This is a genomic window from Arthrobacter sp. MDT2-3 (assembly GCF_059090465.1).
On the sequence record NZ_JBNHFS010000006.1, the window covers coordinates 64,343 to 85,136 of the forward strand.

A 20,794-nucleotide genomic window follows, 5' to 3' on the forward strand; every position below is an offset into this window, starting at 1 on the left:
AATCCGCCCATGAGCGGGCAGTCGTGAAACGAGAACTCCCCAATGACCGATCCTTTAGTGTTCGCACATCAAACCCTGGGACAACGTATTTTGTTCGGTTCCGGCCTGGCCGCGGTAAACGTGGCCGCGGAGGTAGACCGCTTAGGCGCGGGCGCTGTCATGGTGATCACTGGAGGACATGACGGAAATTTCGCATCCGGGGTCGCCCGCCAAATCAATGCAACCCTCACGTATGACGATGTGGCACCCCACGTTCCGATCGAGAAAGCCGAGAAAGCCAGGGCCGCCGCGCAAGAATTTGATGTCGATCTTGTTGTGTGCGTGGGAGGGGGCTCCGCTATCGGACTGGCTAAAGCGATTGCCCTAACATCAAAGCTGCCCATTATAGCTGTGCCCACTACCTACGCTGGCTCTGAGGCAACCAATGTGTGGGGCATAACTGAAGCGTCCCGCAAGACCACTGGCGTTGATGACGGCGTACTTCCCGTGTCTGTCATCTATGACGCCGAACTTACGCTTTCCCTGCCCGTCGAGCTGAGCGTAGCCTCAGGGCTGAACGCTTTGGCACACTGCGTTGATTCCTTATGGGCTCCTCGTGCTGACCCGATTAATACAGCCATGGCCTCGGAAGGTATTCGGGCCCTTTCTGCCGGTTTGTCGGCCCTGAACGCTGGTTCAGGAGACTTACGCGGTCGGGAGCAGACCCAGTACGGCGCTTACCTGTCCGCGGTAGCGTTTGCATCGGCCGGATCAGGCATGCACCACAAAATTTGCCATGTGCTCGGCGGTGCATATGATCTGCCGCATGCCCAGACCCATGCGACCGTCCTTCCGTATGTTCTTGCGTTCAATGCTCCGGCCGCCCCTGAAGCTGCCCGGCGAATCGCCGATGCACTTGGTTGCAGCGATGCTCTTGAGGGGCTTAACCAGCTCCGAAAGAGGCTCAAGGCCCCCGTTGCACTCCGGGACTACGGGCTGAAAGAGACAGACCTGTCAGAGGCAGCCGATTTAATCCTGAAAGTGATTCCGTCCTCCAATCCCCGCAAAGTGACCCGACAGGATCTGCTCATCCTCCTTCATGCGGCCTGGAACGGCACGGAATTCTGAGCTAAACCCCTTTATTCAAGGGCGCGCGCTTTCCGCCTCTAACGCCGTTTCGGACGAAAGTAATCCCGCGCCCCGGCGAAAAAGCACAATATGCTGACGACATGGCCCTGATCAAGGAGTAACGGTCCCCGCACCACCGTCTCTTCGCTGCGAGACCGTGGAGGTCAATGGAATCACCTTGTCCTATCTTGAGGCTGGGAGCCAGGAGGCGCCCCCGTTGGTGCTGCTGCATGGGACGTTCTGGAGCCGGGTATGGCAGCCGGCCCTTCCTGCGCTGGCTGGGCAGCTGCACGGTCTGGCGCTGGACTTTCCCGGCTTAGGGCACAGCAAGGGAGAACTGGAGCTGCTTCAAGTGGCACATCGAGATCATGGGGAACCAGGTCGGCCAGAGCTGCGTCAAAAAGCCCAACCTTGTTTCCGAAGTACTGATAGATGCGCTCTTTGTTGACTCCTGCGTTTCTTGCAATCCGATCTATACGGGCGCCCGCGAAACCCTTTTCGCTGAACTCCCGGGTCGCGGCGGCAAGGAGCAACAATTTGGTCCGCTCCGTGTTCCACGCCATGGGATGCCTTTCTTGCCATAGCCCGGATAGAGCGGGCGTGTAGTCCTCATGTCTTGGCTTACCCGCCTGTGAGGCCCTGGATTAGTGAATGAGGCTGGGGCAGTGACCGTTGGCTTGCAGTGACTGAACCGGACTTTGTCGCGAGGGCAGGACATCACGATGGGTGTATGTCAGCAGGGACGGGTTTCAGCCGAGTTTATTAGTCACACAGCGTAGGTGAAACTGCTACCGTCACGTCGATTTGCATAAACCTTCCCAGGGTTGAAGCCCGGTGTCCTGTTGACTTGGGCTCCAACCCTAATGAATGCCGCTACTCTACGAGTTTGCCCGCCGTCGATACCTCTTGCATCAGCTCGGCTATTTCGTTGGGGATGGGTGGGATTGCTTCGCGCTCCAAGCGCCCCGGTGACCAGACAAGGTTCACCTGAAGCGACTCGTCTTGTTCCGGGAAGTCAGACCTGTTGTGGCAGCCTCTGGATTCTCGGCGTTCCAATGCCGCTTCAAGGGTGGCGCGGGCAGCGAGCAGCGAGGACTTGAGATCAAAAGCGTGGGCGAGGTCCTGGTATCCGGCAATGTCGGGGTGGATTCCGAGATTCTCAAGTCGGTCCTCTATCGCGCTTAATTCAGTCAGGCCCGTAAGCAAACCTGCTTCGCTCCTTACGACGCCTGCGTGCTCTGTCATCGTGTCTCTGACGGCCCTTTGGAGGGCCCGAACGTTTTCCGGCCCCTGAAAGCTCAGAAGTGAGTCCACCTCGGACCTGGCTTCCGCGACTGCTGCGAGTGAACGGCTCTGCGTTTCAAGGTGGTTGGAGTAGTTGGCGGCTGCTTCACCCACAATCCTTCCGAACACCAGTAGTTCGATAAGGGAGTTACCCCCTAACCGGTTAGCGCCGTGGAGCCCGCTTGCTGCCTCACCGATTGCGTACAGGCCGTCAACGTCTGTTCCGTGGTCTTCTGGGCGAACCCATACCCCGCCCATCGAGTAGTGGGCGGTGGGGGCTATCTCTATTGGGTCTCTTGTGATGTCAAGCATTTGGACATCGAGCAGCGTCTGGTAAACCCTAGGAAGGCGCTCCATGATGACTTCGCGGGGGAGATGGGACACGTCCAGCCAGACACCGCCGTTAGGCGTTCCGCGGCCTTCCTTTATTTCTGTGTATGCCGCTAGCGCCACGCGGTCCCGGGTGGAAAGTTCCATCCGTTCGGCATCGTAGCGTTCCATGAACCGTTCTCCCAAGGCGTTACGGAGGATTCCACCTTCTCCGCGGGCGGCCTCGGAGACGAGGGTGCCGGCAGCGCTTTCTGGCTCGATGATTCCGGACGGGTGGAACTGAACGAGTTCCGGGTCCCGGATCCTTCCCCCGGCTTCGACGGCGAGGCGGAAGGCATCACCGGTGTTTTCGTCTCGGCGGGATGATGACCGGCGCCAGATCCGGTTGTGGCCACCTGCCGCCAGAATGACAGCGTCGGCGTGGATGACGTATCGGGTGCCGTCTTCCACATCAAACCCGTACGCCCCGAAGATGGTGTTCTCCCGGACAAGCAACCTGCTGATGTAGATGGTGTCCAGGATGGGGACACGCAATTGTTCGGCCCGCCGGATCAACGTCCGCTGAATTTCCAAGCCCGTGTAGTCCCCGGCGAAGGCGGTTCGCCGGAATTTGTGGGCCCCGAAAAACCGCTGAGAGATCGCACCATCTTCTTCTCGGGCGAAGTTCATGCCGTAGCGTTCCAGGTCGCTTATTCCGCGCTCTGCTCCTTCAGCGACGATTTGAACCGTTAACGGATTCGCCAGAAGGTAGCTCTCCCGGATCGTATCAGCGGCATGTTGCTGCCAGGTATCTTCCGGGTCCACCGTTGCCAAGGCAGCGTTGATTCCACCAGCGGCCAGCGACGTGTGCGCATCAGCCTTCGAGCGCTTGCCCACCGCAGTGACATCTACTCCTCGCTCGGCGAGTTCTATGGCGGCACGGAGCCCTGAGCCGCCAGTCCCGATAACAAGGACAGCGGTAGTAATTCTCTTCTCTTGGATATTCATGTTTCCTCCGGGGATGTGATGAACTGTTGGCCACTTAAGACCGCGGAGCCGCCTGCTAATTGGGTTGAGTTCGAGGGGTCCCCTGCACGCCGTGCTCTCCCGGGGATCCGCAGACGGCCAAAGGTGTGCGCCTAGGTATGAATCAATTCATGATTTGGGCTATCAGCTAGGCTGCGGGCAGCGGGATTCGCTGACCGCAGCTTCGCGCGTTCCAATCATCGACATGATTGCCGATGCTTTTGGTTGACCGTTGCTGTCTGGTGGTTGCCTTGTGGGTTACTCATCAGTGATCGTCGTGGGGCGGGGTTTTCCGTTGACGCAGCGGGAGTTCGGTGGTGCTAGGAGTTTGTGCTCTCCTGCAGCCACTGGTCGAGAGTTTTCTCACCGACGCGGGCTTCTCCGACCGGAACGATGCTCGTTTCCTCGATAGGAATACCGAAGTACCCGGCGTCAGGATCAACGGCCACAGTGCGGGGATCGCCTTTTGCGCTGAGGACCCGGCTGGCGAACTCGTGCATGGGGGCTCGTTCGGGACCGGCAATTTCAAGCACCCCGTTCAGGGCAGGGGAAAGCGCCGCATCAGCAACCAACCGCGCGACGTCCGCGGCAGCCATCGGCTGCATCAAGTGGTTGGTGAGGAAGACCTGGCCATCACGCGTTCCAACGTCAGCGATCATCGGGATGAACTCGAAGAACTGCGTTGCCCGGACCAAGGTATAAGGCACCCCGCCGTCCCGCACTGCGTTCTCCTGGGCGGTCTTCCCTGCGAAGTACCCGACCGGGCCAATCCGATCGGTACCAACAACGGAAAGGACCACATGGTGCTGCACTCCGGCCCGCTTCTCTGCAGCAAGGAGATTTGCCGTGGATTTGGTGAAGAACGGGACCACAACGTCTTCGTCGAAGTCCGTAGTGTTCGTCAGGTCAATGACGACATCAGCGCCGGCCATCGCTTCGTCCAAACCCGCACCGGTCACCGAGTCCACACCGCTGGAGGGCGATGCCGCGACTGCTTCGTGTCCCTGCCCGGTCAGAATTTCCATAACCTGCGTGCCGATTAGGCCTGTGCCACCTGCAACCAGAATCTTCATGTCTTGTCCTCACCTAGTACTCGGATAACTTTTATCCGAGATGAAGGTTACGGACATGAGGTGTCCGAGTCAACTACTATGGCGGTATGAAGTTATCCGGAGGTGTCGAATGGGCTATCCATTGCTGCGTGGTGCTCAGCAGGATGGAGGGGGCAGTTCCGGCCAATAAACTCGCCGGACTCCACGACGTCTCAAGCAGCTATTTGGCCAAGCAGATGCAGGCCCTTTCCCGCGGGGGACTTGTCCGTTCACTGCAGGGACACGCCGGGGGCTACGTGCTGACCCGGCCCGCCGAGCAAATCAGCATTCTCGATGTCGTACAGGCCGTGGAAGGCCAGCAACCACTGTTCGTCTGCACTGAGATCCGCCAGCGCGGACCCCTCGGCACCCCTCCAGAGAAATGCCTCACACCTTGCCCCATCGCCAAAGCGATGATGACAGCAGAAGCGGCCTGGCGTGAGGCCCTCAAGGAAATCACCATCGGGGACCTCGCCCACCAGGTAAACACCACGTCAGGACCGGAAACCTTCCAAACGATCCAACACTGGTTCGCCGGCGCTTAACTTCGGAACGGGAACCGTCTAAGCAACGAGCAATCCAGAGGGCACATCACGAACCTCCCAGGGTTAGCTTGATCTCTGTTTCGTGGCGCCAGCTTCTTTGGATCCAGTCACCGTCCCTATTAGGGGGAATCGGGATCCTTGCGCTGCTGCCTCGCCTTAGGCTCCGTGTACTGCTTCTCGGAAATGCTGAAGTCAGTTTCCAGAGTGCCGGCCGCCAGTCTGCCGCAGAAATCCTGATACGAGAGCTGACAGTAGTAGTCGTAGTAACGAGGCTCAGTAGTGTTGCGCATGACGAGTTCGTTCCTTCAGGAGGTTCGCTAACTGATACCAACAGCATCGTCTGCGCCCGTTAACCCTACAGAAATGTTTCAATTTGGCGGCTTAGAAGAAATGAACCGAGCTCTCGCACTGTCCTTTGTAGGGCGGCTGGTCATGGTCTCAGTAGTGCCGACTCGTGCTCCGCCTCCGTTTCGGCAGCGTTAACGACGGTCGGTAATGCTTGGGACAGGACTTAACCCGTACCCGCTCGGAGTAACATGTCACCTTTATGCAGGCACCTCATCGACTGTCCAGATCTCCGAGGAGTGGCCAAATTGCATGTGTGGCGACCTGCACGCTCACCGTCCCTGATCGTTTCTGACGTAAATGTCGCCGAAGGCCGGCTATTCCCGGAGAACCGTAACTCCAGTTCAGTCCCAAAGCGCGGGCATATCTGCCCCAAACTCCGGTCACAAGTGTCAAAATCAGAGTCCCCTCGATGTTTGCGGCCTCCAATCCAGACTTGTCAGCCCGCCCCAGTTCGGATTGCATGATGAAAATCTGGAACGCCTTGAATGACCTACCAAACGAACCCGGGCGAACGGTGATCAGCTTGGGCTGCTTCGACGGCGTTCACCGTGGACATCAGCTCCTTCTCGCACGGCTTGCGAAGGTCGCGGCAACGCAGGGGGTCAAGTCCGTCGTTGTAACCTTTGATCCCTTGCCCGCCCAGTTGCTTTACCCAGAAACGGCTCCTGTAGCCATCATGGCGCTGGAGGACAGGCTGTCCGCTCTTGAAGCCGAGGGCGTGGATGCTGTCTTGGTTATCAAATACACCAGAGACATCGCATCCCAACCAGCTGAAGGCTTTGTTGAGCAGGTTTTCGTGAAGTCATTGCACGCTGCAGCTGTCGTCGTCGGAGAGGATTGCCGGTTCGGTCAGGGGCGCGCCGGCAACATTGATACCTTGAGAGACGCTGGACTTAAATGGAACTTCAACGTATCAGTCATGAGTGACCGTACCGCGGGGGGAGCTGGCGGTCGGAGGTATTCATCAACCTGGGCGCGCGAAGCACTTTCATCTGGAGACGTCGGCATCGCTGAGCAGATTCTCGGGCGACCCCACAGAGTAAGGATGAGGGCGACCTGGGCTGCGGGGTCGTGGACAACGAAAGTCCGTTCCGTGCGAGGAATGCTGCCCACCTCCGGTAATTATGCTGGGTGGGCCCGAATAGGTTCCGGCGAGCGAAGCCCAGCAACCATTTGCATCCCCGGGCGGGCCCCGCTCGTCGCCGATACTGTTGTTGAGCTGCAGATGCCGGGAAACCAAGGCGATGGCATCTTATCCGGCGAATCTCAGCAGATCGCCTTTGACTTTTCGGCTACCTTTTGACCGCGCCCCCATCTTTTGCGGCGACCAGCGCCACTCCAGCACGGAGCGGAACCTGTAAGCGAAAGCTCAGGTGTGGCCGCGTAATAGGGCGCTTAGCTTGCACTTCACGGAGCGGGTCGTGCCCAAATTTCTGGCGACAACCAACCCCACCCGCAATCAGGCGCATGAGGGGGATCGCATCATAATTTGGTGCACTCTGCAGCTGCTGGGCCGGGAGTTCCGGAAGCTACTTCTACTCCCGTGCTTCAAACGCCGATATCGGATATTCGGGCAAGTAGTAGCTATCGGCCTATGTCCGAGGAGCAGAAAACCGTATGGGGTCCGCTACACGCGGCACCCGTCGAGGTTTCTCGGAGGTCGCCGCGCGGTAGAGCAGCGTTGGAAGGGGTGGCGGGCAGCGCGGGGCAACTTGCGGGCGCCGGTCTGCCGTCCTCATCTGGCACGCGAAAGTCAGTGCGACGATCTGCGTGGGCCGTCAGAATAGCGCGAGATTCCGTTTTGTTGACAGTGGCTCATGATGTTCTCAGATTTCACCCTGACAGTCGGATGGCAGGAAACCGACGTGCGGTAGCCCGAGAATCATCGAAATTTGCTAAAGAATCTGGACTCGATGAGACTCGCTTGCGGCAGGAGCGGACGGAGTTCCCTCTTGCGGCTCGACAGGTGTCTGAGAACAAGACCGAAGCCCCAGCGGCAGGTGAATCCTCCCTTGTGAGACCGCCTTTACGTCAGGCTGGGGTGTGTCTCACCTCATGAAGTTCATCGCCTCGACTGCCATCATTTTCGGATATCAGATCCGTGATTCACACGTCCCTGCTCGACCACCGAAAGAACTATGGGGGGGTAAGTACTTGCGTTTTCCCGCCCAAAGCAAAGCCAAATCGCGAGCAACAGCTTTTTGAGCCTCCGTACGCTTCACGTGGCCATCGCTCTTAATATTCCTTCCATGCTCCGGCGCGAGGTGAACCTCCTTACCGTTCCCGCTGGAAGACAGCGGGTCGTAGAAGACCACGTCCACGCTTTGCCGGCCTGTGACCAAACCAGGCGCTAGGGGCACCAAATCAAGGCAGGTGTTCGCTTCGACAAGCTGCGGGAGGACGCTTGGATACATCACGCCAAGGACAACCACAACACTTCCCGACTGGAAATGCTGAGGCGATCCAGGGTTGCTGCGTGCGGAGTGCTTGTATTCGTCAGCGCGCTGGCGTCTTTTAGTAAGGGGTTCCAGTGTTTGCTCCCTCTCCTCAATCGCTGGAAGCTCATCGCCGCTCTCACAAGCTGCAATGGACTTCTCGCCTCGAGTTCCTCAATGACGGCGGTTACCCATAAGGGTTACGTTCGTAAGGTTGGGGTGTGCTTCATCTTGGTAGGCCCGTGGAGCACCTGAAGCTCCAAGTACGGAATGTCGATCGTTACGGTTGAGTTCATGATTCCCAGCAGATGATACGAACCTGCCAGCCGTCCTCCCGGCGGAATGTTCGTCCACCTCTCCCATAGGAGAGCTTGAGCCGGACGATGCTTTGGTCCGCAGTCAGGTCTTCAATGACTCCTCGTGCGATGGCTAGGCAGTCATCCAGCACCTCAATCTCATCTCCGAGTCTGAGCCCGTTCCAGTCGAAGGTTTTGATAGGGGTTTTGCTATCCGAAGTTGATGGCGGTCGAGTGCTGGTGACCACCTGTGTTTTTTCTGACGAAAGCAAAGCCAGATCGCGGGCAACAGCTTTCTGGGCCTCTATGCGATTTAGGTAACCATCACCCTTGGAATCTCTTGGATACTTCAGGGCCTGGCGAACCTCGTCACAGGTCCTACTGGAAGACAGAGGGTCGTAGAAGACCAGGTCCGCGCTTTGCCGGCCAGTGTCCAAGCCTGGAGGTAGAGGTACCTGCTCAGGGTGGGTGTCAGCTTCGACAGGCCGTGGGAGGACAGTTGGATACATGACGCCAACCACAACAACAACACGGTCTGACTGGACGGGCTGCGGCGGTCCAGGGCTGGCGAGGGGGGCGCGCTTGTCTTCGTCAGCGCACTGCTGCCATCCAGGGAGGAGCTTCACTGTCCGGCACCTCCCGTCACTCGTCGAATTGAAACTCGTCGCCGACCTCCATGATGCTGACTCCTCAGAAAGGTTCCGTTTCGGCAGGTTGGGGTGTACGTCACTTACTCAGAGGGCTCGTCGCCGAGGGCGAGCACACCCCGGCGGCACCCGGCCGGAGCTTACGCCTGCTATCTGCTTTCCGAATCGCGCCCCATTGAGGTGGGGAGTAGAGCTGCACGCCCTTCAGGCGCCTTCTTACCGGCGAGGCGCTTCATCAAGTCCGGGCGAGGTGTTTGATGTCCTGATGAAAATCATGGACGACCGACTCGGTCACCGTGGCCCTTGTCTGACTGATGGCATCGAGGTACTTGTCTGTGGTGAGCATGGATCCGCCCCCTGCTGCCCCGTTTGTGGTGATGGCCTTCTCCAGCGCGTTTTGTGAAGCTTTCCTGGCCGCGAATTCAATGTCGGCAGGGGAGAACCGCTCAGTCGCCCGGGCCAGGGTTTCTAAGTCGATAGCCCCGGCTGCGTCTGGGATGTAGCGGGCCCAGATTGCCTTACGGGCCGCTGCATCGGGCGGACCGATCGGGATGACGTAGTCAAACCTTCCATGGCGCAGGAACGCTTTGTCCAAGGATCGGATGAAATTGGTGGCGCAAATCAGAATCCTTCCCTCCTGTTCCCGGAATGCAGGGATGATCTTCAACAATTCATTGGTGACGCCATGGAGTGCCGGTGGTGATTCACCAGCACGCTGGGAGGCGATCTCCTCCACCTCGTCGATGAAGACCACCGCGTGGTCAAGGTGCGCGATATCCAAGAAAGTCTGGCGCAGCGCGGCGGCAAGACCTCGGGGATCAGCGGCTAGCCGGGAGGGAAACAACTCAATGAAGGGCCAGTCCAGCCGGGAGGCAACGGCTTTGGCAAAGGTTGTCTTACCCGTCCCTGGGGGGCCGAAGAGTACTACCGCCCGCGGCGGGATAACACCGAGGGATTCGGCCAGATCACTTTGTGCGAGCGGTAGGATCATGCGCTGTTCTATCAGGTGCTTTTCTTCGTGCATCCCGGCCATTGCGTCCCAAAGTCCGCGGGGGAGCAGTCTGCCGCCTAGCTGAGTCAGCGGGCCGACTTCCTGCTGTTGTACCGGGATGAGGCGTTCAAAGTAGAGCAGCTCTTCTTCGACGTGGTACTTACTATTGCGAAAGGCTTTGACACGGGTTTGAGATGCGGGAAGGAGAGCCGAAATGCGGAACACTCCTCGGGCGGTTAGGCGTACCTCGAGGCGGGTGAGGAGCGCGCTCCCCAAACCTTGGTCCCGCCATTCGGGAGCTTGAGCCAGCATCATCACCCAGGCCCGGTCTCCTTGGACGCGGCATGCTGTAGCACCTACGATGCGGTCTCCGACCAAGGCGACGACAGCCAGGTCATCCGAACAAGCCGCAATAATGTCAGAGAGGGTGTAGACCGGATGAACGTCCTCCACTCTTGACTCCTGCCAGACGGAGACCAGCTGGTCGAGGTCGTCCGGGTGGTATTCTCGAACGCGCCATTTCTGCATAAGTTCTCCTTGTGGGACATTGCGTAGAGTTTTCTGCCGTGTTGCGCCGTGCGCATCACCAAGGCGGCGTCAAATTCCTTTCCTGCCACGGTGTGCTGAGGAGGGATGCAAAACGGTCAAAGGGCGAGGGCCTTTGCCACCGAAGTCGAGCCGTGCCATAAGTCGCGTTGAAGATCACATTTTCCATGGCGCCAGTGAGGGGAATCGGCAACCGCAGTACTGGTGCCACCGGTGGTGCTGCCTGTCCGTGGCGGCCGCTGATACTGGCATTGAATCCAGAACCAGCAGGCCACCACGATCAAGCCCGCATTCTCTGGATACCCTCAGCCCGTGGGCGAGCTAGCGGTTGTAGCGATTTATTCGCAGGGTTGCAGTGGCTTTGTGGGCCTCCATCCCTTCAAAATCAGAGATGCTTTCAACGTAGTTGGCAATCAGGGGTGTTGCTTCCTCGGAGACTCGCTGGAACGTGAGGGGTTTCAGGAATCTGGACACTGACAGCCCGGCGGAGGACCGTGCGCCGCCTCCGGTGGGAAGGACGTGGTTCGTTCCGGTAATGCCCTTGTCCGAGTATGCAACGGTAGACCACGGGCCAAGAAATATGGACCCATAATTAGTCAGGTTTTGATGGTAGTAATCGTCGTCAGCGGTGAGGATTTCCAAATGCTCGGGGGCCAAGGTGTCCATCAATTCCACCGCGGTTTCCCGGTCTTCAGCCAGGTATACGGTGCCGTAGTCGCGCCAGGCGGGACCGGCGATGTCCCTTGTTGAAAGGGACGCGAGCTGCTTTTCGACCTGATCGATGACGGCCAGTCCCAAGTCCCGTGACGTGGTCACCAGGGACGCCGGGGACTGTGGGCCGTGTTCTGCTTGTCCGAGGAGGTCCGCGGCGACCAACTCCGGGTCAGCTGTCTCATCGGCGATGACGGCCACTTCCGATGGTCCGGCGAGTAGATCAATACCGACCCTGCCAAAGAGCTGGCGTTTGGCCTCGGTTACGTAGGCGTTGCCAGCGCCAACAAGAATATCTGCTGGCTGTTCGCCAAGTAGCCCGAAGGCCATCGATGCCAGGGCCTGGACCCCACCGACAGCGAAGGCCCTGTCCACACCGGAAAGGTAGGCCGCGTGAAGTACAGCCGGGTGACCTGCAGTGGGTGAGGCCGGTGGCGAGCAAGCTATGACTGTCGGAACGCCCGCAGCCTTCGCCACACCCACGGTCATAAATGCGCTGGCGAGAATCGGGAAGCGCCCGGCGGGCAAGTACGCGCCAACGCGCGGGACCGGAATGTACTTGTGGCCGGTGACAACGCCAGGAACTATCTCTGCTTCAAAATCTGTCAGACGTTCGCGCTGCTCCACCGCGAACAGGCGGGTCCTCTCAGCCCCGGCTGCCAGCGCTTCACGCAGCGCCGGGGAGAGTTGGTCTCCGGTCCTGGCCAGCTCTGCCCTGCTGATCTCGATATCTTTGCCTTCCCAACCGTCAAGCTTTTGAGAATACCGAATGACCGCGTCAATGCCGTTTTTCTCAATATCGCTCAGCATGGCTGAAACGGTCTCGATCACGGCGGGCAGTCGTTGGGCGGGAATGCCTCCGATCTGGGGTTCCTTGAGGGTGCTGAAGTTGCCTTTGATGTAAGCCCTATCGGCTTTGTTGATCTGCATGCACACCAAAGTAGGAGCTTTCTGTCATAGGGACAAGCCCACATCGGCCGATAGAATTGATAACGTATCCCTATGACACTCATACAACTCAAAGCGTTCTTGGCCGCCTGTGACTTGGGTTCGTTCACAGCTGCGGCGAAACAACTGCAGACCAGCCAGGCGTCCGTTTCCGAACTGATAGCGCGCTTGGAGGAAGAGGTCGGCCTCAGCCTCTTCATCCGCGGATCGCGCCGGCTTGTGCCCACAACAGCAGCGACAGAGCTGCGGGTCCATGCCCAACAGGCACTTACCGCCGTGGACAACGGGCTGGATTCCCTGCGCTCCATGGCGTCCCTTCAGGGTGGCGTGTCCACGTTCGGAGTCCTGCGCAATGCCGGGTACTACGATCTCGCCGACCTCGTGCAGCGCTTCCACAAGCGGTACCCAAAAGTAAGAGTCCGCATGATTGGGCTTAACTCGGGCCTGGTCGCGGAATCAATCGCCGCCGGGGAAATTGAATGCGGGCTGGTAGTCCTTCCAGTGGCCGAGGAAGGCCTAACCATTAAGCCCCTCTTCAAAGACGAGGTCCTCTACATCTCCACCACGCGGGACTCCAGAAGCGGTCCGGTGTCCATCGAGGAAATGGCCTCTGCCAGCCTTGTGCTTTACGACGCCCATTCCGGGTGGAAAGACCCGACTCGCCGCCAGATTCAGGAACGCGCGCAATTGGCCGGCGTAAAGATTGATCCTTCGATCGAGGTCGAACACGTCGAGACTGCCATCAACCTCGTCGCCACCGGAGCCGGCGATTCCCTGGTCAGCAAAACCATCGTCCACAGTCCCGGCTTCCCCAAGAACATTCGCTCATTTCCTTTCGATGAACCGCTCTACGACACCATCGCGCTGGTGCAGCGCGATGGCGCCTATCTCTCCCCAGCCACGCGGAAATTCGCTCAACTCGCAGAAAGGATTCTGCTGGCCAAGGTAGGAGCAGACTCGGGCCGGGAGGCTCCTGATTCTAGGCAGTGAACGAGCCCGCTCCCCCGAATGGCCGCGCCCGTCGCTCCTTACACGACCACATGACCCATAGGGAAACCCTATTGAACTGAAAGGATGACAGAGGGTTGTCGGATGTGATTTGGATGACTATGTTTTCTTCATGCAGACCATCTGCACATCATCGGGCCCTCCCAGCGCTCTAGCCAAGGAACCTCTTTCCTTCACATCCCACGGTTTCAGAGCCCGCGAGGCAGCGGCGAGGATGTGCAAGAACGGATCGCACGGACAGCACCAGCGTCCATCGTGCACAAGCGAACGGACCGGCAAGGCCAAACTTGAGGAGACTTACCATGGCGACCATTGATGAGGACCAGAAACTCATTGAGTACGGTTACAAGCAAAAACTGAACCGGACAGTCGGAGGCCTGTCCTCCTTCCTATTGGGCTTCGCAGTCATCAGTGCGACGACCGCTGTCTATTCCGGTTTTGGCTACGGCCTGGGCATGGCGGGCCCGGCATTCGTATGGACGTTTCCGATTGCCGTAGCCATCTTCTTTTTGTGGGCCCTGATCGCCGCGGATCTGGTGGCTAAAATCCCACTTTCCGGATACGCATACCAATGGACCAGTAGGCTCGTCGGCCCCCATCTAGGATGGTTCACCGGTTACGCAGGACTGGCTGGATTTATCTGCGGCTTCACGGGAGTGGCTTACGTCATGGCAGGGTACATGGGGGGAATGCTGGGCCTGGACATGACCACACCCCTCCAGATACTCATCGCCATCATCATTGTGCTGGCCTGCGTGCTCATCAATGTGTACGGGGTGAAGCTCGCGACAGTGCTGAACAATATCGGCGTCGGACTCGAGCTGATCGTGACCATCGGCGTGACAGCCTTCATCGCCATCGTGGCGTTGTTCATCAGCAACGACCACCAGGACGTTTCGTTCCTCTTTACTGCCGGTGACGCACCCGCCTCCCCCTACGTCGTGGTCTGGCTTACATCCAGCCTTGGTTGCATATTCGGGCTGCTGGGTGTCGAAGCTTCCGCAGACATCGCCGAAGAGACGCGCGACGCGCGACGGACCATTCCGCGCACCATGTTCTATGCACTGGGCGTCTCCGCGATCGTCGAGTTCTTTATGTACGTCGTGTATCTCCTCGCGATCAAGGACCCCGCTGCTCTTACTGACAGCGCGTCCCCAATCGCCGACATCATCGCTCAGCAAACCTCACCGGTCTTCGCAAAAATTGTCGTGGCCTTTGCCCTGACCAACATCCTCGTCTGCGTTCTGGCCAACATGTTGGTCGCCACCCGGCTTGCCTATTCCATGGCCAGAGACAACATGCTGCCATTCTCGAATTCCCTCCGTCACGTCTCCGCAGAACACAAGACCCCCACTAGGGCCGTCTGGGCCACCGGAATTGTTTCTGTTGCCTTGCTGCTCACTGCTTTTGCCAGCGAAGAGGCGTTCTCCTACATCCTTGGCATGTCCGCCCTCGGCTATTTCACCGTGTATGTCCTCACCACCACCGGACTGATCATCGCGAACATGAAAGGCAACATTCCGGAATCCGAGCCCGGTACATTCACGTTGGGCAGCAAGCGCATGGTCATCTACGTCCTCGGTCTCATCGCGTTCGTCGCTGTGCTCCTCGCCTTGATGCTGTTGCCCGCGTTCGAAGCGAACAGAAACGTATTCCTCGCAACGATGATCCTCGCCGCAGTCTGGTACTTTGTCTCCCTCCGACGCAAAATTGCACTGGGCGACGCTGGCCCCGCCTTTGCTCTGAGGCACCGGGCTGCAGATGAGAATGCCCTGACCGAAAACTCGGCAAAACCCTAGCCAACGCCAGCCACCTTCAAATAATCAAAGGCAGTCAAAACCATGCTCGCAGTAGTATTTACCGATTCCCAGCACCCTGTGGAAGTCAAGGACCTAGAGTTGGCGACCCCCGGCCCAGGAGAAGTCCGTGTTGCCATTGCGGCGGCCGGAGTCTGCCACTCAGACCTGCACGTGCGCCGTGGTGACTGGGACCTTCCGGTTCCCCTTGTAATGGGCCATGAAGGAAGCGGCATCGTGACAGAACTCGGCCAAGGCGTTACGGGACTGGACATCGGAGACCACGTCGTCCTGTCTTGGGTCGCTCCTTGCGGTGCCTGCAGGAACTGCCTTCGCGGCCTGGAGGCCCGATGCGAGGTTTCAGCTAATACCGTGGCACTTGGCGGAGGTCTCAACGATGGAACCAGCCGACTAAGTGTGAACGGAGAAGAGGTATTCCATTACCTCGGAACCTCCACTTTCGCTCAGGAGGCGGTCGTTCCGGCCTCGGGTGCGATCAAGATCCGCAAGGACGCCCCTCTCGAAACAGTGTGCCTCGTCGGCTGCGCCATTGCCACCGGTGTCGGTGCCGTGAAGAACACCGCAGCAGTCCCTCCGGGCGCCACAGTTGCCGTGATCGGCTGTGGCGGCGTGGGCCTCTCCGTGGTCCAAGGTGCACGCCTGGCGGGCGCTAAGCGCATCGTAGCCGTCGATATCCGGCCGGAAAAGACAGCGCTGGCCCTCCAGCTGGGTGCGACAGATACCATCGATGCGCGTGACGGGGAGCCTGTGACTGCTTTGCGGCAGCTTTTGCCGGACGGCGTTGATTTCGCCTTTGACGCTATCGGCAAGAACACCACGACAGAGCAGTGCATTGAGATGCTGGACATCGGTGGTGCAGCCGTAATTGTAGGCATCCCGCCGGCTGGCACGCGGGCATCGTTCGAACCCCAGACTCTGGTCGATCGGGATCAGAGGATTCTTGGATCCAACTACGGCGGCATCCGGCCTTCTATCGACATCCCGTGGCTCGTAGACCAGTACATGGACGGACAGCTGATGATTGATGAACTCATCAGCGCTCGACGGCCCCTGAAAGAGGCAGAGGAAAGCCTTCAGGATCTCGAAAACGGCGAGGCACTCCGTCAACTACTCATTCCCTGACATCCGCCGCCAGCCCAACACCGGCATTCACTCTGCTCGACACCAACCACTGAAAGAGATAGGAGACATGGCCATGACCACCACTTCTGAAACCCGCTCAACCTCCCAGATCGGTTACCGGGTCCAGAACCCCGCCACTGGAGAGGTCGTAGAAAAGTTTCCTACAGCTACGGACACCCAGGTTCAGGAAACCATCGCTGCCGCGCACCAGGCTTTCCAGGGTTGGAAGGAGGTGCCGATCGAAGAGCGTGCCCGTATTGTTGCCCGCGTGGGCGAACTGTTCACTGAACGCGCCGAAGAGCTGGCTGCCATCATCACCGAAGAAATGGGCAAGCCGCTCTCGCAGTCCAAAGGCGAAGCGGAATTCTGCACGGACATCTTTAGCTACTTCGCCACCGAAGGACCGAAGCTGGCGGCGGACCAGCCAATCAAGTCCTTCTCCGGCGCCCGCGCTGTCATCCAGAAGCTACCCGTCGGCCCCTTGCTGGGCATAATGCCCTGGAACTATCCGTACTACCAGGTTGCTCGGTTCGCGGCCCCCAACCTTGTGCTGGGCAACACCATCATCCTCAAGCATGCAGAGACTTGCCCCCGCTCGGCTCTGGCAATCCAGCAAATCATGGACGACGCGGGAATACCCCAGGGTGCGTACGTGAACATCTTCGCCAGCCACGATCAAGTCGCGGACATTATTGCGGACCCTCGACTGCAGGGCGTCTCGCTGACGGGGTCCGAGCGTGCCGGTGCAAAGATCGCCGAGATCGCAGGCCGAAACCTGAAGAAAGCCGTACTAGAGCTCGGCGGCTCGGACCCGTACATCGTCCTAGATTCATCGGATGTCAAAGTTTCCGCTGCGCAAGCCTGGGAGGTACGCATGGAGAACACCGGGCAGGCCTGCAATTCCAACAAACGAATCATCGTCATGGAAGACATTTATGACGAGTTCGTTGAAGAACTGACCCGGCAGGCGTCCGGCCTAAAGCCCGGAAACCCGACCGAGGAAGCCGAGGGGACATTTGCTCCGCTCGCCTCACGGACTGCAGCCGAAGCCCTGGCCGCTCAAATCCAAGACGCGGTGGAAAAGGGTGCCACCCTGCACGCTGGCGGCACGCTGGTCAACGGCGACGGAGCCTACTTGGAACCGGCAGTGCTAACCGGCGTGACGAACGAGATGCGCGCCTACCACGAGGAGCTCTTCGGCCCCGTTGCCGTGGTTTATAAGGTCTCCAGCGATGAGGAAGCCCTGATCCAAGCCAACGACACTCCTTACGGCCTCGGCGGTGCCGTGTTCAGCACCAACGAGGAACGCGCCCGCAATGTCGCCCAGCGTCTCGAAACCGGTATGAGCAATGTCAACACGGCCGCCGGTGAAGGTGCGGAAATGCCCTTCGGCGGAGTCAAACGATCGGGGTTCGGCCGCGAGCTGGGCCCACTAGGAATGGACGAATTCGTCAATAAGCGATTGTTCTACGTAGCAGGCTGAAGGCTCATACTCGTGAGTTGCTGGTGCCGGGGCGGCAGACCGCCCCGGCACCACCTTCAGCCCGATCCCTGGGCGTCCGCCCGTTTTCGCTGCGCTGCCGTCCCCGCCACCCGCAAAGAAAGCCAACCTCATGCGTAGCCGGCTCAACCAAACACCAACTGAAGAAGCATCACCCCAGGTCCATGCGGTTGCTGAGACGGACACTGAACAGGTCGGTCCCTACGATTCGAGCTGCCCTGACCCTCGCTGTTTCTATTGCGCCGGGCCAGAAACGGACTAGCGTCCGTTCCATCAGCACCTTGTCCCAAACCGCAAGCGAAGAGAGCTGGCCTACTCTCGGACTGGAGCTTTCCGGTCTGCATTTCGATTGACTGCGTCGTTTGGTAGGTTCGTCCGCCCAGCTTATGCCACTAGTGGTGACCCTATGACAATCCCCTGCTGTGGCCGGGCGGACCGGACTTCTCGATCAAACGTAGATTCCCGGATGTTCCGAGGGCCAGGCAAGGAGCCGCGTGTCGGCTTTGGGTGTAGTCCACCTTGATAGGACCGGTTGCAACGGGCCCAAATTGTCGTCCGATGGTTCATACATCCAGGGGTAATGCAAGTGAGGGGGTCGTATTGGACTTTCGCCTCCCACACGTCTTCCCGTTTTCCTCATCACTGTTGACAGGAACTTGCTTGACGCCCTTCGTGATCACATGATTGAGTGAGTCACTCAATGAATTGCGGTACTCAACGACGAGGAGCGGCATGTCCCAGAATTTCGAGCTCGCGGCTGCGCGGGCACACACGCGGCGAGCGGTTGCTGCGAGCACTGTCGGCGCGATTATCGAGGGTTACGACCTGATCATTTTCGGCACCTACGCGGCGCTGATCTTTCCCACTCTCTTTTTTCCCGAGACTGACCCAGCCATGGCTATCCTGCTTTCCTTCGGCACGTACTTCGTCGGTTTCGTGGCGCGCCCACTTGGCGGCGTTGTGTTCGGTCATCTAGGCGATCGCTTTGGACGCAAGCCCATCATGATCATCACGCTCACGATGGTGGGCATCGGCACCTTCGGCGCAGGGCTGCTGCCCACCTACTCCCAGATTGGCGTCGCTTCTGCGGGCTTGCTGCTCGTATGCCGGGTCATTCAGGGCGTTGGCTTCGGGGGCGAATGGGGCGGTGGGACCCTGCTCGCTATGGAGTCGGGCTCCTCGCGCCGGGCCGCGCTGCTCGCCAGCTTCCCGCAGGCGGGCGCTCCGCTCGGATTGGCGCTGGCGAACATCGCAGTGCTCCTCGTGACGCTCTCGATGCCGCCCGCGGTGCTGTTCGACTGGGGCTGGCGCCTGCCACTGTTGATTACAGGCGTTCTGTTCTTCGTCGGTTTCTACCTGCGGACACGGGTGGAGGAGACACCCGTGTTCGAGCGGGTGCGCATCGCCGGCGAACTGGTGCGCCATCCGATCGTCGAGGTATTCGCGAAGCAAGGCCGCACGCTGATACTGACGGTGCTGGTGAAAGCCGGCTCCGGCATCTCCGTGTTCGTCTTCACCGCCTTCGTGCTGTCGTTCGGCGTGAGCCGCGGGTACACCTCGGGGTCGCTTATTCAGGGCATCGTGGTTGCCGGCGTCCTCTGCGCGATCCTCACCCCCGTGGCCGGGCTTCTGGCCGACCGGTTCGGGGCGAGCCGCATCTGGCAACTCGGTGCCGTGGCCACCATCGTGTTCGGATTCATTTTCTTTGCCGCTCTCGACTCCCGGCTGCCGGCGGTGCCGATGCTGCTGACACTGGCCCTCGTGCCCTACGCCTTCATGTTCGGTCCTGAGGCATCGATGATCTCTAAGAGCTTCTCGCCGCAATGGCGCTACAGCGGTAGTTCACTCGCCTTCAACCTCGGCGGCATTCTGGGCGGGGGGCTCGCTCCGTTGCTCTCTCAGGTCCTCGTTGTGCGGTTCGACAACGGCATCATCGTCGCCTACTACATAGCGGCGGGGTGCCTGCTCGGCGCCGTAGCTGCCCAGCTTCTCGCCGGCACTCTTCGCTCGGAGACCGAACGGATGGCCGTGCCGCACGACCCGGCAGGGGTCGGCCGATGAGCGCCCCCACCACTGCCCCCGGGCTCGCAGTCGTCGCCGGTTTCCTTGAGCAGGCGCGACGGGCGGTGCCCTCCGATGTCGACGTCGCGGAGTTCCGCCGTGCCTTGGAAGACCGCCGCGAGTCGTTCCTCTCCTCGTTGCCGATGGCCTCCGTCACGGAGCACGACGTTCCAGGCGGCCCCGGGATCCGCGTCTATGCACCCTTGGCACTTTCGGTCATTCATGCCGGCGCGCCGACCCGCCCGACTGACCACGCGGTGCTCTACTTCCACGGTGGCGCCTACATCCGCGGCAACCTCGACGTCTCCGACACGGTATGCCGGGAGATCGCCGCCCGCTCCGGATGCCGAGTGATCTCGGTCGACTACCGGCTCGCCCCCGAGCACCGCTTCCCGGCGGGAATCGACGACGGCGAGGCCGCGGCGCGCTGGGTGCTCGAGAACGCCGCCGAGCTCGGAGTTCGGGCGGACCGGGTGATCGTGGCCGGCGATAGCGCGGGTGCATCCATCGCGACGGTGCTGGGGCGGCGGATGCGCGAGAGTATCGTGTTGCAGGTTCTGCTGTGCGGGATGTACTCCTTCGACGAGCCGATCCGGCAGGTGGGGCGAGCCGCGAGTGTGGTCGACCGAGCCGCCGAGCAGGCGCGGCTCGACTGGGTGGCGGAGCACTACCTGCCACAGCCGCACGCTTCTCCGCACAAGGGAGCCCGTCCGCTCGACCTGCGCGAGGCCAGCCCCCTCGGCTACATCGACTTCAGTGGCCTGCCCGAAGCCGTGATCGTGACGTCCGAGCTCGATCCATTCGCTCAGCAGAGCCGCGACTACTCCGCCCTATTGAGTGCAGACGGTGTGGCGGTATCGTTTCTGGAACTGGCGGGGCTGCCGCACGCGTTCACCAACTTCCCGGGCGTGTTCACTGAGTCGACGCTTGTGTTCGATTTAGTGGCGGCCGCGGTCCGCCGGGTAGCATCGATGTAGCGGAGCGCCGCGGTCGTCGTCCGC

14 protein-coding genes and 1 pseudogene are annotated in these 20,794 nt (G+C 59.8%); 9 read left to right on the forward strand and 6 right to left on the reverse strand.

Annotation, left to right across the window (positions count from 1 at the left end):
• The first annotated feature begins 42 nt into the window (after positions 1–42).
• Positions 43–1,107, forward strand: coding sequence for a maleylacetate reductase (locus tag AC5RUQ_RS17060; RefSeq protein WP_493948515.1), 1,065 nt, complete (start codon positions 43–45; stop codon positions 1,105–1,107).
• Positions 1,108–1,454: 347 nt separating this feature from the next.
• Here AC5RUQ_RS17060 and AC5RUQ_RS17065 read toward each other — a convergent pair.
• From AC5RUQ_RS17065 to AC5RUQ_RS17075, 3 genes and pseudogenes are all read right to left on the reverse strand, one after another.
• Positions 1,455–1,670 (reverse strand): annotated as a pseudogene (locus AC5RUQ_RS17065) (TetR/AcrR family transcriptional regulator); the annotation flags it as partial.
• Positions 1,671–1,980: 310 nt separating this feature from the next.
• Positions 1,981–3,708: an FAD-binding protein gene (locus tag AC5RUQ_RS17070; RefSeq protein ID WP_493948516.1), complete on the reverse strand. Its 1,728-nt coding sequence runs from the start codon at positions 3,706–3,708 to the stop codon at positions 1,981–1,983.
• A gap of 338 nt (positions 3,709–4,046) precedes the next feature.
• Positions 4,047–4,799 (reverse strand): SDR family oxidoreductase, encoded by a 753-nt coding sequence (locus AC5RUQ_RS17075; protein WP_493948517.1) that lies wholly within the window; start codon positions 4,797–4,799, stop codon positions 4,047–4,049.
• An 86-nt stretch (positions 4,800–4,885) separates the two neighbouring features.
• On the opposite strand from AC5RUQ_RS17075, the gene AC5RUQ_RS17080 reads away from it, so the two are divergent.
• A complete protein-coding gene (locus tag AC5RUQ_RS17080) occupies positions 4,886–5,362 on the forward strand; it encodes an RrF2 family transcriptional regulator (protein ID WP_493948518.1) in 477 nt (158 codons plus the stop codon).
• Between the two features lie 119 nt (positions 5,363–5,481).
• On the opposite strand, the gene AC5RUQ_RS17085 is transcribed toward AC5RUQ_RS17080, so the two are convergent.
• Complete coding sequence (locus AC5RUQ_RS17085; RefSeq protein ID WP_493948519.1) at positions 5,482–5,652, reverse strand: hypothetical protein; 171 nt, start codon at positions 5,650–5,652, stop codon at positions 5,482–5,484.
• Between the two features lie 467 nt (positions 5,653–6,119).
• Here AC5RUQ_RS17085 and AC5RUQ_RS17090 point away from each other — a divergent pair, with 467 nt between their 5' ends.
• Complete coding sequence (locus AC5RUQ_RS17090; RefSeq protein WP_493948520.1) at positions 6,120–7,013, forward strand: FMN adenylyltransferase; 894 nt, start codon at positions 6,120–6,122, stop codon at positions 7,011–7,013.
• Positions 7,014–9,323: 2,310 nt separating this feature from the next.
• Here AC5RUQ_RS17090 and AC5RUQ_RS17095 read toward each other — a convergent pair.
• Both AC5RUQ_RS17095 and hisD read right to left on the reverse strand, forming a co-directional pair.
• A complete protein-coding gene (locus tag AC5RUQ_RS17095) occupies positions 9,324–10,607 on the reverse strand; it encodes an ATP-binding protein (protein ID WP_493948521.1) in 1,284 nt (427 codons plus the stop codon).
• 339 nt (positions 10,608–10,946) lie between these two features.
• Positions 10,947–12,266, reverse strand: coding sequence for a histidinol dehydrogenase (hisD, locus tag AC5RUQ_RS17100; protein WP_493948522.1), 1,320 nt, complete (start codon positions 12,264–12,266; stop codon positions 10,947–10,949).
• 72 nt (positions 12,267–12,338) lie between these two features.
• On the opposite strand from hisD, the gene AC5RUQ_RS17105 reads away from it, so the two are divergent.
• The 6 genes from AC5RUQ_RS17105 (at position 12,339) to AC5RUQ_RS17130 (ending at position 20,770) form a co-directional block, all read left to right on the forward strand.
• Positions 12,339–13,274: a LysR family transcriptional regulator gene (locus tag AC5RUQ_RS17105; protein WP_493948523.1), complete on the forward strand. Its 936-nt coding sequence runs from the start codon at positions 12,339–12,341 to the stop codon at positions 13,272–13,274.
• Positions 13,275–13,594: 320 nt separating this feature from the next.
• Positions 13,595–15,091 carry an APC family permease gene (locus AC5RUQ_RS17110; RefSeq protein WP_493948524.1) on the forward strand — a complete coding sequence of 499 codons (1,497 nt, stop codon included), beginning with the start codon at positions 13,595–13,597 and terminating at the stop codon, positions 15,089–15,091.
• A gap of 42 nt (positions 15,092–15,133) precedes the next feature.
• A complete protein-coding gene (locus AC5RUQ_RS17115) occupies positions 15,134–16,231 on the forward strand; it encodes a zinc-binding dehydrogenase (RefSeq protein WP_493948525.1) in 1,098 nt (365 codons plus the stop codon).
• Between the two features lie 73 nt (positions 16,232–16,304).
• The gene (locus AC5RUQ_RS17120; protein WP_493948526.1) at positions 16,305–17,714 is read left to right on the forward strand and encodes an NAD-dependent succinate-semialdehyde dehydrogenase; all 1,410 of its coding nucleotides are present in this window, start codon (positions 16,305–16,307) and stop codon (positions 17,712–17,714) included.
• Between the two features lie 750 nt (positions 17,715–18,464).
• On the forward strand, positions 18,465–19,793 hold the full coding sequence (locus tag AC5RUQ_RS17125) for an MFS transporter (RefSeq protein ID WP_493948527.1): 1,329 nt from the start codon (positions 18,465–18,467) through the stop codon (positions 19,791–19,793).
• Entirely contained in the window at positions 19,790–20,770 is a 981-nt protein-coding gene (locus AC5RUQ_RS17130) for an alpha/beta hydrolase (protein ID WP_493948528.1), read from the forward strand. Before AC5RUQ_RS17125 ends, AC5RUQ_RS17130 begins: the two co-directional genes overlap by 4 nt.
• The last annotated feature ends 24 nt before the right edge of the window (positions 20,771–20,794 follow it).